13 protein-coding genes and 1 tRNA gene are annotated in these 15,254 nt (G+C 71.6%); 13 read left to right on the top strand and 1 reads right to left on the bottom strand.

What is annotated here, in order from left to right; all coding sequences use genetic code 11:
- Positions 1-145 precede the first annotated feature (145 nt).
- A tRNA-Arg gene (locus R2E43_RS11790) sits at positions 146-217 on the bottom strand.
- Positions 218-396: 179 nt separating this feature from the next.
- Between R2E43_RS11790 and R2E43_RS11785 the strand changes: the two genes are divergently transcribed.
- The 13 genes from R2E43_RS11785 to R2E43_RS11725 all read left to right on the top strand — a co-directional run bounded on the left by R2E43_RS11785 (position 397) and on the right by R2E43_RS11725 (position 15,179).
- Complete coding sequence (locus tag R2E43_RS11785) at positions 397-900, top strand: response regulator (protein WP_332056164.1); 504 nt, start codon at positions 397-399, stop codon at positions 898-900.
- A gap of 121 nt (positions 901-1,021) precedes the next feature.
- Positions 1,022-2,065 (top strand): ArgS-related anticodon-binding protein NrtL, encoded by a 1,044-nt coding sequence (nrtL, locus tag R2E43_RS11780; protein WP_332056163.1) that lies wholly within the window; start codon positions 1,022-1,024, stop codon positions 2,063-2,065.
- A gap of 18 nt (positions 2,066-2,083) precedes the next feature.
- Positions 2,084-3,475 carry a diaminopimelate decarboxylase gene (gene lysA / locus R2E43_RS11775; RefSeq protein ID WP_011030202.1) on the top strand — a complete coding sequence of 464 codons (1,392 nt, stop codon included), beginning with the start codon at positions 2,084-2,086 and terminating at the stop codon, positions 3,473-3,475.
- Between the two features lie 158 nt (positions 3,476-3,633).
- Positions 3,634-4,926 carry a homoserine dehydrogenase gene (locus tag R2E43_RS11770; protein WP_016327275.1) on the top strand — a complete coding sequence of 431 codons (1,293 nt, stop codon included), beginning with the start codon at positions 3,634-3,636 and terminating at the stop codon, positions 4,924-4,926.
- Positions 4,927-4,932: 6 nt separating this feature from the next.
- Positions 4,933-5,991 (top strand): threonine synthase, encoded by a 1,059-nt coding sequence (gene thrC, locus R2E43_RS11765; protein ID WP_003973642.1) that lies wholly within the window; start codon positions 4,933-4,935, stop codon positions 5,989-5,991.
- A 285-nt stretch (positions 5,992-6,276) separates the two neighbouring features.
- Positions 6,277-7,206, top strand: a complete 930-nt coding sequence (gene thrB, locus R2E43_RS11760; RefSeq protein WP_011030204.1) for a homoserine kinase — start codon at positions 6,277-6,279, stop codon at positions 7,204-7,206.
- A gap of 429 nt (positions 7,207-7,635) precedes the next feature.
- The gene (gene rho, locus R2E43_RS11755) at positions 7,636-9,759 is read left to right on the top strand and encodes a transcription termination factor Rho (RefSeq protein WP_016327276.1); all 2,124 of its coding nucleotides are present in this window, start codon (positions 7,636-7,638) and stop codon (positions 9,757-9,759) included.
- Positions 9,760-10,207: 448 nt separating this feature from the next.
- Positions 10,208-11,356, top strand: coding sequence for an LCP family protein (locus tag R2E43_RS11750; protein ID WP_003973639.1), 1,149 nt, complete (start codon positions 10,208-10,210; stop codon positions 11,354-11,356).
- Between the two features lie 124 nt (positions 11,357-11,480).
- Complete coding sequence (gene rpmE, locus R2E43_RS11745; RefSeq protein WP_003973638.1) at positions 11,481-11,705, top strand: 50S ribosomal protein L31; 225 nt, start codon at positions 11,481-11,483, stop codon at positions 11,703-11,705.
- A 108-nt stretch (positions 11,706-11,813) separates the two neighbouring features.
- Entirely contained in the window at positions 11,814-12,890 is a 1,077-nt protein-coding gene (prfA, locus tag R2E43_RS11740; RefSeq protein WP_003973637.1) for a peptide chain release factor 1, read from the top strand.
- Positions 12,891-12,958: 68 nt separating this feature from the next.
- Complete coding sequence (gene prmC, locus R2E43_RS11735; RefSeq protein WP_003973636.1) at positions 12,959-13,804, top strand: peptide chain release factor N(5)-glutamine methyltransferase; 846 nt, start codon at positions 12,959-12,961, stop codon at positions 13,802-13,804.
- Between the two features lie 50 nt (positions 13,805-13,854).
- On the top strand, positions 13,855-14,502 hold the full coding sequence (locus R2E43_RS11730; RefSeq protein WP_003973635.1) for an L-threonylcarbamoyladenylate synthase: 648 nt from the start codon (positions 13,855-13,857) through the stop codon (positions 14,500-14,502).
- Complete coding sequence (locus R2E43_RS11725) at positions 14,499-15,179, top strand: arsenate reductase/protein-tyrosine-phosphatase family protein (protein WP_003973634.1); 681 nt, start codon at positions 14,499-14,501, stop codon at positions 15,177-15,179. Before R2E43_RS11730 ends, R2E43_RS11725 begins: the two co-directional genes overlap by 4 nt.
- Positions 15,180-15,254: the final 75 nt, after the last annotated feature.

The following is a 15,254-nucleotide window of genomic DNA, read 5'->3' as shown; positions in this document are numbered from 1 at the left end:
GTCCTTGGTTCGGCGACTGTGTCGGAGGTGTGTCGCGAACGCTGAGAGACAACGAGAGAGGGCGGGAGTCAGTGAGACTGACTCCCGCCCTCTTCTGTCGGCATCCACCCTGGTCAGCGCTTGATTTCTGCTGATCCTGGGCGAGTGCCCCCGGCAGGATTCGAACCTGCGCACACGGCTCCGGAGGCCGTTGCTCTATCCCCTGAGCTACGGGGGCGTGTCCGTCGCGTTCGGTGTTGCTCGCGGCGACGGGTAGAACACTACCAGCTCGCCCGGGGTGGTCATGAACGGGTTTTCGCGGGTCGTGACGGGGCCCGTGCGGGGCCCTGTCACCCGCGGAGGGCGGAAGTCGGGAAAACCCGGACGCGGTGGCCGGTCCGGACCTACTCTCGAGTTGTGCCTAGGCCGTCCGGCCGGATTCTTGTCGTCGACGACAACAAGGTCATCCGGCAGCTGATCAGGGTCAACCTCGAGCTGGAGGGCTTCGAGGTCGTGACCGCGGGCGATGGTGCCGAGTGTCTGGAAATCGTCCAGCAGGTGCGGCCCGACGCCGTGACGCTGGACGTGGTCATGCCTCGGCTGGACGGGCTCAGGACCGCCGCCCGGCTGCGTGCCGATCCGCGTACCCGGGACCTTCCGATCGCGATCGTCAGTGCCTGTACGCAGTACGAGGTCGATGCCGGGTTCGCCGCGGGAGCCGACGCTTTTCTGTCCAAGCCCTTCGAGCCCGCCGAGCTGGTCGGTCTGGTGCGGCAGTTGGTGGAGCGGAAGGGAAGTGGGTCCACCGCCGTACGCGGGGCGTCCGGAGCGGGCCCCGGGCAGCCGGGTCCCGGAGCCGGGGCCTCGCCGCCGCGGGTGCGTGGGCTCGCCGGGGAGAGCGGGGCGTCCGCGCAGGCGTGACCGGGGACCCGGGTGCATTCGGGTCCGGTTCCGGTCCCCTCGGGCTGCCGCTTCGTCCATATCCCGGGACCGGCGCACATCGGTTCGCCTCCCCACCCCCTTCCTCCCATACGCTTGTCCCGTGACACCCGTAGAGCTCTCCCGCACCGTGCTGCACGCGGTGCGTCGCGCCGTCGACGCGGGGGAGCTGAGCGTGGCCGTGCCGACGCGTGCCGTGGTCGCGCCGCCGGGGCCCGGGGGGTGCGGGGACTACGCCACTGGCATCGCCCTCCAGCTGGCCCGCCCGGCCGGGCAGACGCCGTTCCGGGTCGCCGAGGTGTTGCGGTCCTACCTGGTCGGAACGGACGGGATCACCGACGTCGTCCTCACCGGGCCGGGGTTCCTCAACATCAGCCTCGACCGCGCCGCCTCCGACGTCGGTCTCGTCGCCGAGATCCTGCGCCGCGGGGACCGGTACGGGCACGCCGACCAACCGGACGGCCGCGTCGTGCAGCTCCACTGCCCCCACGACCTGCGTGCCGTCGTCGTCGCCGAGGCATCCGCACGGCTGCTCCGCTCCCAGGGGGCCCTCGTCCGGGTGAGCGCCGAGGGGTTCGAGGACGCCTGGACCTCCGTCCTCGGGGTCACCGTCGACGCCGTCGGGCACGCCCCCGCCGAGCTGCCCGTCAACGTCCGGGCCGTCCCCGCCCACGGCTCCGCCGACCCGATGTCCCTCGGGCGGGACGCCGGACGCTGGGCCCTGCTCCACCCCGCGGCCGGCGACCGGCCCCGGATCGGCGACGAGCACCTCGTCCAGCGGGAGGGGAATCCCCTGTTCCGCGTGCGGTACGCCCACGCCCGCGCCCGGGCCGCCGCCCGGAACGCCGCCGGTCTCGGGTTCACCGCAGCCCCCGGCCCCGTCGCCGAGCGCGACCTCCTCGCCGCCCTCGCCGACCACCCCCGCGTCCTCGCCGCCGCCGCGGACCACCGCGCCCCCGACCGGCTCGCCCGGCACCTCGTCACCGTCGCCGACGCCGCGCTGCCGTTCTTGCCCACCGTGCTGCCCCGCGGCGGGGAGAAACCCTCGGCCGCCCACCGTGCCCGGCTGGCCCTCGCCGAAGCCGTCGGGGCGGTGCTGGCCGGCGGCCTGGCCCTGCTCGGCATCGACGCACCCGAACACCTCTGAGAGAGCACGGAAGACGCCATGAGCCGTTCCGCACACCCCGCCGGGCCCCGCCACGCCGACGTCCTGCCCGAGGGGCACTACACCGCCCCGGCCGACGACCTCAACGCCCTCGATCCCAAGGTCTGGGCCCGCACCGTCGGGCGGGACGCGGACGGGGTCGTCACCGTCGGCGGGATTCCCGTCACGCAGCTCGCCGAGGAGTACGGCACCCCCGCCTACCTCCTCGACGAGGCCGACTTCCGGGAGCGGGCGCGGGCGTGGCGCACCGCGTTCGGCGACGACGCCGACGTCTTCTACGCCGGGAAGGCATTCCTGTCGCGCGCGGTCGTGCGGTGGCTGGACGAGGAAGGGCTCAACCTCGACGTGTGTTCGGGGGGCGAGCTCGCCACCGCCCTCTCCGCCGGGATGCCCGCCGAGCGGATCGCCTTCCACGGCAACAACAAGTCGCCGGAGGAGATCGAGCGTGCCGTCCGGGCCGGGGTCGGGCGGATCGTGCTCGACTCCTTCCAGGAGATCGTGCGGGTGGCCCACATCGCCCAGTCGCTCGGCAAGCGGCAGCGGGTGCAGATCCGGATCACCGTCGGGGTCGAGGCGCACACGCACGAGTTCATCGCCACCGCCCACGAGGACCAGAAGTTCGGTATCCCGCTGGCCGGCGGGCAGGCGGCGGAGGCCGTGCGGCGGGCCCTGAAGCTGGACGGGCTCGAGGTCATCGGGATCCACTCGCACATCGGGTCCCAGATCTTCGACATGTCGGGGTTCGAGGTCGCCGCGCACCGGGTCGTGGGACTGCTCAAGGACATCCGGGACGAGCACGGCGTCGAGCTGCCCGAGATCGACCTCGGGGGCGGGCTCGGCATCGCGTACACCAGTGACGACGACCCCCGCGAGCCGCACGAGATCGCCAAGGCGCTGACCGAGATCGTGACGCGGGAGTGCGAGGCCGCCCGACTCGCCACCCCCCGCATCTCCGTCGAGCCCGGGCGGGCCATCGTGGGCCCGACCGCCTTCACCCTGTACGAGGTCGGCACCGTCAAGCCCCTCGAAGGGCTGCGGACCTACGTCTCCGTCGACGGCGGGATGTCGGACAACATCCGGACCGCGCTCTACGACGCCGAGTACAGCGTCGCCCTCGCCTCGCGCACCTCCGACGCCGAGCCGATGCTCGTGCGCGTCGTCGGCAAGCACTGCGAGAGCGGGGACATCGTGGTCAAGGACGCCTTCCTGCCGGGGGACCTGGCACCCGGTGACCTGATCGCCGTACCGGCGACGGGGGCGTACTGCCGCTCCATGGCCAGCAACTACAACCACGCGCTGCGGCCGCCGGTCGTCGCCGTGCGGGACGGTGCGGCGCGGGTCGTCGTGCGGCGGGAGACCGAGGAGGATCTGCTGCGTCTCGACGTCGGGTGAGGTCCGAGGGAGGGAGAGGTGGGGGCGGGCGAAGATCTTCCGGTCCGCACCCCCTCAGAAAATGAAATAAACGTCTCACGATCCGGACGAAAGGCAGAAAATCCCGTCCGGTGCGTGAGACTGGTCCAACCGTAGACGGTATGAGGAAACGAGGTCGGATGATGCGTACGCGTCCGCTGAAGGTGGCGCTGCTGGGCTGTGGAGTGGTCGGCTCAGAGGTGGCGCGCATCATGACGACGCACGCCGCCGACCTCGCCGCCCGGATCGGGGCCCCGGTGGAGCTCGCGGGCGTCGCCGTACGGCGGCCCGACAAGGTGCGGGAGGGGATCGACCCGGCCCTCGTCACCACCGACGCCACCGCGCTCGTCAAGCGCGGGGACATCGACGTCGTCGTCGAGGTCATCGGGGGGATCGAGCCCGCGCGGACGCTCATCACCACCGCCTTCGCGCACGGCGCCTCCGTGGTCTCCGCCAACAAGGCGCTCATCGCCCAGGACGGCGCCGCCCTGCACGCCGCCGCCGACGAGCACGGCAAGGACCTGTACTACGAGGCCGCCGTCGCCGGTGCCATCCCGCTGATCCGGCCGCTGCGCGAGTCCCTCGCCGGTGACAAGGTCAACCGGGTGCTCGGCATCGTCAACGGGACCACCAACTTCATCCTCGACGCCATGGACTCGACCGGGGCCGGCTATCAGGAAGCGCTCGACGAGGCCACGGCCCTCGGGTACGCCGAGGCCGACCCGACCGCCGACGTCGAGGGCTTCGACGCCGCAGCCAAGGCCGCCATCCTCGCCGGGATCGCCTTCCACACGCGCGTACGCCTCGACGACGTCTACCGCGAGGGCATGACCGAGGTCACCGCCGCCGACTTCGCCTCCGCCAAGGAGATGGGCTGCACCATCAAGCTGCTCGCCATCTGCGAGCGGGCGGCGGACGGAGGGTCGGTCACCGCACGCGTGCATCCCGCGATGATCCCGCTCAGCCATCCGCTGGCCAACGTGCGCGAGGCGTACAACGCCGTGTTCGTGGAGTCCGACGCCGCCGGTCAGCTCATGTTCTACGGGCCCGGCGCCGGCGGTTCGCCGACCGCGTCCGCCGTGCTCGGCGACCTGGTGGCCGTGTGCCGCAACCGGCTGGGCGGAGCGACCGGACCCGGTGAGTCCGCGTACGCCGCCCTGCCCGTCTCCCCGATGGGCGACGTCGTCACGCGCTACCACATCAGCCTCGACGTGGCCGACAAACCGGGCGTGCTCGCCCAGGTCGCGACCGTGTTCGCGGAGCACGGTGTCTCCATCGACACCGTGCGGCAGTCCGGCAAGGACGGCGAGGCATCCCTCGTCGTCGTCACCCATCGCGCGTCCGACGCCGCCCTCGGCGGTACGGTCGAGGCGCTGCGCAAGCTCGACACCGTGCGGGGTGTCGCCAGCATCATGCGGGTTGAAGGAGAGTAACCAGCAATGACCCACCAGTGGCGCGGAATCATCGAGGAGTACCGGGACCGGCTGCCCGTCTCCGACAGCACGCCCGTCGTGACGCTCCGTGAGGGCGGCACCCCGCTCGTGCCCGCGCAGGTGCTCTCCGAGCGCACGGGCTGCGAGGTCCACCTCAAGGTCGAGGGGGCGAACCCGACCGGGTCCTTCAAGGACCGTGGCATGACCATGGCCATCAGCAAGGCCAAGGAGGAGGGCGCGCAGGCCGTCATCTGCGCGTCCACCGGGAACACGTCCGCGAGTGCCGCCGCGTACGGCGTGCGCGCGGGCATGGTCTCCGCCGTGCTCGTGCCGCAGGGCAAGATCGCGCTCGGCAAGATGGGCCAGGCCCTCGTGCACGGCGCGAAGATCCTCCAGGTCGACGGCAACTTCGACGACTGCCTCACGCTGGCCCGTGCGCTCAGCGACAACTACCCGGTGGCACTGGTCAATTCGGTCAACCCGGTGCGTATCGAGGGGCAGAAGACGGCCGCCTTCGAGATCGTGGACATGCTCGGCGACGCGCCCGACATACATGTCCTTCCCGTGGGCAACGCGGGCAACATCACCGCGTACTGGAAGGGGTACCAGGAGTACGCCGCCGACGGGGTCAGCACCAAGAAGCCCCGCATGTGGGGGTTCCAGGCCTCCGGCTCCGCCCCGATCGTGCGCGGCGAGGTCGTCAAGGACCCGTCGACCATCGCCACCGCCATCCGGATCGGCAACCCCGCCTCGTGGGACTTCGCGCTCGCCGCGCGCGACGAGTCGGGCGGCGCCATCGACGAGGTGACGGACCGTGAGATCCTGCGCGCCTACCGACTGTTGGCCTCGCAGGAGGGCGTCTTCGTGGAGCCCGCCTCCGCCGCCTCCGTGGCCGGTCTGCTGAAGGCCGCCGAGCAGGGCAAGGTCGACCCGGGGCAGCGCATCGTGTGCACCGTCACCGGCAACGGGCTGAAGGACCCGGACTGGGCCGTCGCCGGCGCGCCGCAGCCGGTCACCGTCCCGGTCGACGCGGCGACGGCGGCCGAGCGGCTCGGGCTGGTCTGAGCCCCGCGCCGGTGAAAGGCGCCCGGCGCAGGAGGGCGTAGGCGACGCCCGGCCGGGAAAGTCACTGACGGGGGGTGCACAGGGGGCTTACGACACGCATCGTGCGCCTCCTGTGCGCCCTATGTCGCCACAGAACCTTCCTTCGATAGGCTGTACCTAACCCGCCTGCCGCATATGCCGCGGTGCCGCGCCGTCTCCGCGGTCGCGCCCAGGGTTCTGTACGTCATCGTCGTCGTCATCGAATGTCATTCGACAGTCCCGCAGCTCAAGGAGAGTCATCTAGCGATGGCCGGTCCAGCGTTCCGCGCCGCCGCCGTCAGGGTGCGCGTCCCCGCCACCAGCGCCAACCTCGGTCCGGGCTTCGACGCCCTGGGCCTCGCGCTGGGTCTGTACGACGACGTGGTCGTCCGGGTGGCCGACTCCGGGCTGCACATCGACATCGCGGGTGAGGGCAGCGAGACCCTTCCGCGCGACGAGAAGCACCTCCTCGTCCGCTCCCTGCGCACCGCCTTCGACCTGCTCGGCGGGCAGCCGCGCGGCCTGGAGATCGTCTGCGCCAACCGCATCCCGCACGGCCGCGGCCTCGGCTCCTCCTCTGCCGCCATCTGCGCCGGAATCGTCGCCGCGCGCGCCGTGACGATAGGCGGCGAGGCCCGCCTCGACGACGCCGCGCTGCTCGACCTCGCCACCGAGATCGAGGGCCACCCCGACAACGTGGCGGCCTGTCTCCTGGGCGGATTCACCCTTTCCTGGATGGAGTCCGGCGCCGCCCGGGCGATCAGGATGGAGCCCTCCGATTCCATCGTTCCGGTGGTTTTCGTGCCCGGAAAGCCGGTACTGACCCAGACCGCGCGCGGGCTGCTCCCGCGCAGCGTTCCGCACGTCGACGCCGCCGCCAACGCCGGCCGCGCCGCGCTGCTCGTCGAGGCCCTCACCAGGCGCCCCGAGCTGCTGCTGCCGGCCACCGAGGACCGCCTGCACCAGGAGTACCGCGCGCCGGCCATGCCGGAGAGCACGGCGCTGGTGGAAAGGCTGCGTGGCGACGGCATTCCCGCGGTGATCTCGGGTGCCGGACCCACGGTGATGGCACTGGCCGACGCCGACACGGCCGACAAGGTCGAGGCGCTGGCCGGAACGGACTGGGCGGCCAACCGGCTCGGCCTGGACCAGCAGGGCGCGACCGTCCTGCCCCTGGCGACCGCCAGCGACACCTGACGCGCACGGTTGCCGGATTTCGAGAGGGGGAATGTTTGTTGGATCCGGTAGTGTTAACCTCAAGTCTGCACCCGACCCCACCATGGCGAGGTGCCTCGTGTCCCCGTCCGGGACAGACATTCTTCCGGGAGCCCCCCAAGCCGCATTCTGCAGTGGATGCCGTACGTGATCAGTACGGCCGACACGGGCATTGAGCGGCCCACCGGTGGGGGTTACCCCCACTGGGGGAGTTTCGGAACCGGTGCGACCACGCCGCATGACACAGACACCGGGTGCCACGGCTAGGGGAAGCGCCATCACCAGATATCTCTTCCGCCGTTCAGGCGGACCACCGCCCCGGCACGGTTCACACAGCAAGGACCGAAGCCGGACAGCACAACCGGTCGCCGAGCCAGACAGGCCGACGTCCGCTCCAGGGAAGGACCCTTCGTGAGCGACACCACCGATCTGATGGGCGCACGTGTCGAGGAGACCGCTGCCGCGCCCGCCACGGACGCCTCCGCGCCTGCCACCGGTGCCGGCTCCCGGCGGCGCCGCGGTACCGGCCTCGAGGGCATGGTGCTGGCCGAGCTGCAGCAGGTCGCATCCGGCCTCGGCATCAGGGGCACCGCGCGTATGCGCAAGAGCCAGCTGATCGAGGTCATCAAGGAGGCGCAGGCCGCGGGGGGTGCCCCCGCCAAGGCCGCGCCCGCCGCCGCGGACACCGCCGGCGAGACCAAGCCCAAGCGCCGCAGCACCTCCCGGACCCGTACGGGCGACGAGGCACCCGCCGAGAAGGCGGAGAAGGCCGGCAAGGCCGACAAGAAGGCGGACAAGGCGGCCGCCGACAAGGCCGCCGCCCAGCAGCAGATCGAGATCCCCGGTCAGCCGTCCCCCAAGGTCAACGCCTCGGCCGAGCAGGCCGCGCCCGCCGACGACGCCCCCTCCGAGCGCCGTCGTCGCCGGGCAACCTCCGACGCGGGCAGCCCGTCCGCCACCGACACGACGGTGGCCGTCGAGACCCGCGCCGAGCCGAAGGCCGACACGTCGGCCCCGCAGCAGTCGCAGGGTCACCAGCAGGGCCAGGGCGACGCCCGTTCCGACGCCGAGGGCGGCGACGGCCGCCGCCGCGACCGCAGAGACCGCGGCGACCGCGACCGCGGTGACCGTGGCGACCGCGGTGACCGTGGCGACCGCGGCGACCGTGGCGAGCGCGGCCGCGACCGGCGCAACAAGGGCGACGACCAGCAGAACCAGGGCGGCGGTCGCCAGGACCGCCAGCAGCAGGGCGGCGGCGGACGCCAGGACCGTCAGCAGCACGACGACGGTTACGACGACGACGGCAGCGGCCGTCGGGGCCGCCGCGGCCGCTACCGGGACCGCCGGGGCCGTCGCGGGCGCGACGAGATCCAGGAGCCGCAGATCAACGAGGACGACGTCCTCATCCCGGTCGCCGGCATCCTCGACATCCTCGACAACTACGCGTTCATCCGGACCTCCGGCTACCTGCCCGGCCCCAACGACGTGTACGTCTCCCTCGCCCAGGTCCGCAAGAACGGCCTGCGCAAGGGCGACCACCTCACCGGTGCCGTGCGCCAGCCCAAGGAGGGCGAGCGCCGCGAGAAGTTCAACGCGCTGGTGCGCCTGGACTCGGTCAACGGCATGGCCCCCGAACACGGCCGCGGACGGCCGGAGTTCAACAAGCTGACGCCGCTGTACCCGCAGGACCGCCTCCGCCTGGAGACGGACCCGGGCGTCCTCACCACCCGCATCATCGACCTCGTCGCGCCGATCGGTAAGGGCCAGCGCGGTCTGATCGTGGCCCCGCCGAAGACCGGCAAGACCATGATCATGCAGGCCATCGCCAACGCGATCACGCACAACAACCCCGAGTGCCACCTGATGGTCGTCCTGGTCGACGAGCGTCCCGAAGAGGTCACCGACATGCAGCGGTCGGTGAAGGGCGAGGTCATCTCCTCGACCTTCGACCGCCCGGCCGAGGACCACACCACGGTCGCCGAGCTGGCCATCGAGCGCGCCAAGCGCCTGGTGGAGCTGGGCCACGACGTCGTCGTGCTGCTCGACTCGATCACGCGTCTGGGCCGTGCGTACAACCTCGCCGCCCCGGCCTCCGGCCGCATCCTGTCCGGTGGTGTCGACTCGACCGCCCTGTACCCGCCGAAGCGCTTCTTCGGTGCGGCCCGCAACATCGAGGACGGCGGCTCGCTGACCATCCTCGCCACCGCCCTGGTGGACACCGGGTCCCGCATGGACGAGGTCATCTTCGAGGAGTTCAAGGGCACCGGCAACGCCGAGCTCAAGCTCGACCGCAAGCTCGCCGACAAGCGCATCTTCCCGGCGGTGGACGTGGACGCGTCCGGCACCCGCAAGGAAGAGATCCTGCTCGGCAGCGACGAACTCGCCATCACCTGGAAGCTGCGCCGTGTGCTGCACGCGCTCGACCAGCAGCAGGCGATCGAACTGCTCCTCGACAAGATGAAGCAGACGAAGTCGAACGCCGAGTTCCTGATGCAGATCCAGAAGACGACTCCGACGCCCGGCAACGGCGACTGAGTCACCGCCGCGCACCGCAGGGGCCGCCTCCGTTTCGGGGGCGGCCCCTTCGTCATGGGCGCCTGCCCCTGCCTACGGCCTCCACCCGTGACCCTGCGCCCACGACCACCACCACCTACGCCCCCACCTACGCCTCCCACCTGCGACCACCACCGACGCCCCCACCTGCGACCTTCGCCACACGGACCGGCCCGGACGGTGTCCCGGCGGGTCCGGGCCGGAGCTCGCGGATGCCCAGGTCAGCGAGGTGGAGCGGGGCGGGATGAACACGCTCCGTCACCGATTCCCCACCGGGTCGCCACAGACCGTTGTGCAACCCTGTCCCGAGTTCCGCCGTCTGAGCTACGGAGGGACCATGGTGAGGTAGCGGCGCCGACCACCGGAGCCGAGCCGACCGACCCGACCCTGAGCGCAGGGGGTAACCGACCGGACGAACACCGAGGAGCCCATGTCCGCCGAGAGCACGCCGGATCCCGCGATACCCGGCCCCGGCCAGTCCCGCACCCCCGGCCCCGGCCGCCGGGGCAAGGGCCGCCGCCGCAAGCCCACGGCCAAGCGGCGCAAGGCCCTGCTCGTCGCGGCCTGGAGCGCCGCGGGCATCGTGGTCCTCGGCGGCACCGGAGCCGGAGTCCTGTACTTCAAGCTCAACGGCAACCTCACGAGCGTCGACATCGACCAGGCGCTCGGCGCCGACCGGCCCGAGAAGGCCGACAACGGCTCGGAGAACATCCTGGTCCTCGGCTCCGACACCCGCTCCGGCGGCAACAAGAAGCTGGGCGGCGGCACCGACGACGGCACCGCCCGCTCGGACACGGCGATGATCGTGCACGTCTACAAGGGCCACAAGAAGGCCAGCGTGGTCTCCATCCCGCGCGACACCCTCATCGACCGCCCCGACTGCACCGACACCGACGGGGGCGAGCACCCGGCCGCCGACGGCGTGATGTTCAACTCCGCGTACTCCACCGGTGGCGCGGCCTGTGCCGTGAAGACCGTCGAGTCGATCAGCGGTCTGCGCATGGACCACTACCTCGAGGTCGACTTCAGCGGCTTCCAGAACCTCATCGACGACCTCGGCGGCGTACAGGTCACCACCACCGAGGACATCAAGGACCCCGACAGCCACCTCGACCTCACGGCCGGCACCCACCGGCTCGACGGCGAGCAGGCCCTCGGCCTGGTCCGCACCCGGCACGGCGTCGGCGACGGCTCCGACCTCGGCCGCATCCAGCTCCAGCAGGCCTTCGTCAAGGCCCTGGTCGACCAGGTCAAGGACATCGGCCTGCTCGGCAACCCCAAGAAGCTGTACGACGTCGCCGACACCGCCACCAAGACCGTCACCACCGACTCCGACCTGGGCTCGGTGAACTCCCTGATGTCCTTCGCGAGCGGCCTGAAGGGCATCGGCCCGGACAAGATGCACATGGTCACCATGCCGGTCGTCTACGACCCCGCCGACGCCAACCGCGTCCTGGTCGAGAAGGACAAGGCCCAGCAGGTCTGGACGGCCCTGAAGAACGACCGCCCGATCCCGAAGGCGGCCACGGAGGGCACGGCCACCGGCGAGGCGAAGGGCGTCGTCAACACCGGGGAATAGTTCACCCCGCCCCCCGGTTTTGGGGGATGGCACCAGTCCTGGCAGACTGGTACGTCGGCTCCGGTTCACGCTTCCGCATCCCGCGGCTGCGACCCGGCGCCCTCCCGGAACACTAGGAGACACCTTGAAGCGCGACATCCACCCCGAGTACGTCGAGACGCAGGTCAGCTGCACCTGTGGCGCGTCGTTCACCACCCGCAGCACGATCGAGAGCGGCACCATCCGCGCCGAGGTCTGCTCCGAGTGCCACCCGTTCTACACGGGCAAGCAGAAGATCCTCGACACCGGTGGCCGCGTGGCCCGCTTCGAGGCCCGCTTCGGCAAGGCTTCCGCCGGCTCCAAGAAGTAGCGAGCCTCCAACCGCCGGTCCACGGCCGCATCCCCTCCCCGGGGAGCGCCGGGACCGGCGTTTTTGGTCGCCCGACTTCCCTTTCCCACGCAGTAGCAGGAGCCCAAGATGTTCGAGGCCGTCGAGGAACTCGTCGCCGAGCACGCCGACCTGGAGAAGAAGCTCGCCGACCCGTCGGTCCACTCCGACCAGGCGAACGCGCGCAAGCTGAACAAGCGGTACGCCGAGCTGACCCCGATCGTCGCCACGTTCCGCTCCTGGAAGCAGACCGGCGACGACATGGAGACCGCGCGCGAGTTCGCGGCCGACGACCCCGACTTCGCCGCCGAGGTCAAGGAGCTGGACAAGCAGCGCGACGAGCTCACCGAGAAGCTGCGGCTGCTCCTCGTCCCGCGCGACCCCAGCGACGACAAGGACGTCATCCTCGAGATCAAGGCCGGCGCCGGCGGCGACGAGTCGGCGCTCTTCGCCGGCGACCTGCTGCGCATGTACCTGCGCTACGCCGAGCGGATCGGCTGGAAGACCGAGATCATCGACTCCACCGAGTCCGAGCTGGGCGGCTACAAGGACGTCCAGGTCGCCGTGAAGACCAAGGGCGGCCAGGGCGCCACCGAGCCCGGCCAGGGCGTCTGGGCGCGGCTCAAGTACGAGGGCGGGGTGCACCGCGTGCAGCGCGTCCCCGCCACCGAGTCCCAGGGCCGCATCCACACCTCCGCGGCGGGCGTCCTCGTGACCCCCGAGGCCGAGGAGATCGACGTCGAGATCAACCCCAACGACCTGCGCATCGACGTCTACCGCTCCTCCGGGCCCGGCGGCCAGTCCGTCAACACCACCGACTCCGCCGTGCGCATCACGCACATCCCGACCGGAGTCGTCGCCTCCTGCCAGAACGAGAAGAGCCAGCTGCAGAACAAGGAGCAGGCGATGCGTATCCTGCGCTCCAGGCTGCTCGCGGCGGCGCAGGAGGAGGCGGAGAAGGAGGCCGCGGACGCCCGGCGCAGCCAGGTCCGCACCGTCGACCGCTCCGAGAAGATCCGCACGTACAACTTCCCGGAGAACCGCATCTCGGACCACCGCGTCGGCTTCAAGGCGTACAACCTGGACCAGGTCCTGGACGGCGACCTCGACTCGGTGATCCAGGCCTGCGTCGACGCGGACTCGGCGGCCAAGCTCGCCGCCGCGTGAGCCCCGTCAGCCCGTAGCCGCACCCGTACGCCCGTACCGGACGACCAGCTCAGCCCCGGAGGACCAGCGTGAACCTGCTGCTCGCGGAGGTGGCCCAGGCCACCCAGCGGCTGGCCGACGCCGGCGTGCCCTCGCCGCGCACCGACGCGGAGGAACTCGCCGCGTACCTGCACGGCGTCAAGCGGGGCGAGCTGCACACCGTGCCGGACGCGGACTTCGACGCCCGGTACTGGGAGGTCGTCGCCCGCCGCGAGGCGCGCGAGCCGCTCCAGCACATCACCGGCCGCGCCTACTTCCGCTACCTGGAGCTCCAGGTCGGCCCCGGCGTCTTCGTGCCCCGCCCCGAGACCGAGTCGGTCGTCGGCTGGGCCATAGACGCGGTGCGCGCCATGGACGTCGTCGAGCCCTGCATCGTCGACCTGTGCACCGGCTCGGGCGCCATCGCGCTCGCCCTCGCCCAGGAGGTGCCGCGCTCGCGCGTGCACGCCGTGGAGCTGTCCGAGGACGCCCTCAAGTGGACGCGCAGGAACATGGAGGGGTCCAGGGTCGACCTGCGCCAGGGAGACGCCCTGACGGCCTTCCCGGACCTCGACGGCCAGGTCGACCTGGTGGTCTCCAACCCGCCGTACATCCCGCTCACCGAGTGGGAGTACGTCGCGCCCGAGGCCCGCGACCACGATCCGGAGCTGGCCCTGTTCTCCGGCGAGGACGGCCTCGACCTGATCCGCGGCCTGGAACGCACCGCGCACCGCCTGCTGCGCCCCGGCGGCGTGGTCGTCGTCGAGCACGCCGACACCCAGGGCGGCCAGGTGCCGTGGATCTTCACCGAGGAGCGGGGCTGGGCCGACGCGGCCGACCACCCCGACCTCAACAACCGACCTCGTTTCGCGACGGCCCGCAAGGCACTGCCGTGAACACCCCGACGACCCCCACCCCGCAGTACGTGTACGAGGAGGCCAGCTAGATGGCACGGCGTTACGACACCAACGACGCGACCGACCGAGTGACCGGTCTGCGTGAGGCCGCGTCCGCCGTCCGCCGTGGCGAGCTCGTGGTGCTGCCGACGGACACCGTGTACGGCATCGGCGCCGACGCCTTCGCCGCGGAGGCCGTCGGCGACCTGCTGGAGGCCAAGGGGCGGGGCCGCAACATGCCCTCACCGGTGCTCATCGGCTCCCCGAACACCCTGCACGGCCTGGTCACCGACTTCTCCGAGATGGCCTGGGAGCTGGTCGACGCCTTCTGGCCCGGCGCGCTGACCCTGGTCGCCAAGCACCAGCCGTCCCTCCAGTGGGACCTGGGCGAGACCCGGGGCACGGTCGCCGTCCGCATGCCGCTGCACCCGGTCGCCATCGAGCTGCTCACCGAGGTCGGCCCCATGGCCGTCTCGTCCGCCAACCTGACCGGCCACCCGGCGCCCGAGGACTGCGACGCCGCCCAGCAGATGCTCGGCGACTCCGTCTCCGTCTACCTCGACGGCGGCCCCACGCCCGGCATCGTCCCGTCGTCCATCGTCGACGTCACCCGCGAGGTGCCGGTCCTGCTGCGCGCGGGCGCGCTGTCGGCGGAGGAACTGCGCAAGGTGGTACCCGACCTCGAGGTGGCGAATTGACGGCCCCTGAGACGGGGCGTGGCATAGGCAACGGGGAACGCGCCGCGGAGATCACGACCACGTTCGTCGGCCTCCCGCGCGACAGCTTCCGCATCCTCCACGTCAGCACCGGAAACGTCTGCCGCTCGCCGATCACCGAGCGGCTGACCCGGCACGCGGTGCAGGAGCGGCTCGGCGTGCTGGGCGGCGGCCTGATCGTGGAGAGCGCGGGCACCTGGGGCCACGAGGGCGCGCCCATGGAGGCGAACGCCGAGACGGTCCTCACGGACTTCGGCGCCGACCCCGCCGGCTTCACCGGCCGCGAGCTGCTCGACGAGCACGTGATCCGCGCCGACCTGGTCCTCACCGCGACCCGGGACCACCGGGCCCAGGTCATCTCCATGGGCCACTCGGCGGGCCTGCGCACCTTCACCCTGAAGGAGTTCACCCGCCTGGTGAACGCCATCGACCCGGCGACGCTCCCTCCCCTGGAGGACGGCGTGGTCACCCGCGCCCGCGCCCTGGTCCGCGCCGCCGCCGCGCTACGCGGGTGGCTCCTGGCCCCCACGGTCGAGGCGGACGAGGTCTACGACCCGTACGGCGCCCCGCTGCCCTTCTTCCGCTCCATCGGCGACGAGATACACCAGGCCCTCGACCCCGTGGTGACGGCGCTGACGGGGGTCCCGGCGCGGATGTAGGGCCCCGCCACGCGCACGCCGGGCGTCTTCGTCGTGGCGGGCCTACATTGGTGCTACGTCACCGTCGACGCACGC

It is taken from the genome of Streptomyces violaceoruber (genome assembly GCF_033406955.1).
Classification (GTDB): Bacteria; Actinomycetota; Actinomycetes; order Streptomycetales; family Streptomycetaceae; genus Streptomyces; species Streptomyces violaceoruber.
The sequence above is the reverse complement of the archived record's forward strand: the minus strand, read 5'-3'. Positions and strand labels throughout refer to the sequence as shown.

Coding starts and splice junctions, on each gene's coding strand:
- lysA (WP_011030202.1), top strand. CDS start 2,084: ATGAGCCGTTCCGCACACCCCGCCGGGCCCCGCCACGCCGACGTCCTG.
- R2E43_RS11770 (WP_016327275.1), top strand. CDS start 3,634: ATGATGCGTACGCGTCCGCTGAAGGTGGCGCTGCTGGGCTGTGGAGTG.
- thrC (WP_003973642.1), top strand. CDS start 4,933: ATGACCCACCAGTGGCGCGGAATCATCGAGGAGTACCGGGACCGGCTG.
- thrB (WP_011030204.1), top strand. CDS start 6,277: ATGGCCGGTCCAGCGTTCCGCGCCGCCGCCGTCAGGGTGCGCGTCCCC.
- R2E43_RS11750 (WP_003973639.1), top strand. CDS start 10,208: ATGTCCGCCGAGAGCACGCCGGATCCCGCGATACCCGGCCCCGGCCAG.
- prfA (WP_003973637.1), top strand. CDS start 11,814: ATGTTCGAGGCCGTCGAGGAACTCGTCGCCGAGCACGCCGACCTGGAG.
- R2E43_RS11730 (WP_003973635.1), top strand. CDS start 13,855: ATGGCACGGCGTTACGACACCAACGACGCGACCGACCGAGTGACCGGT.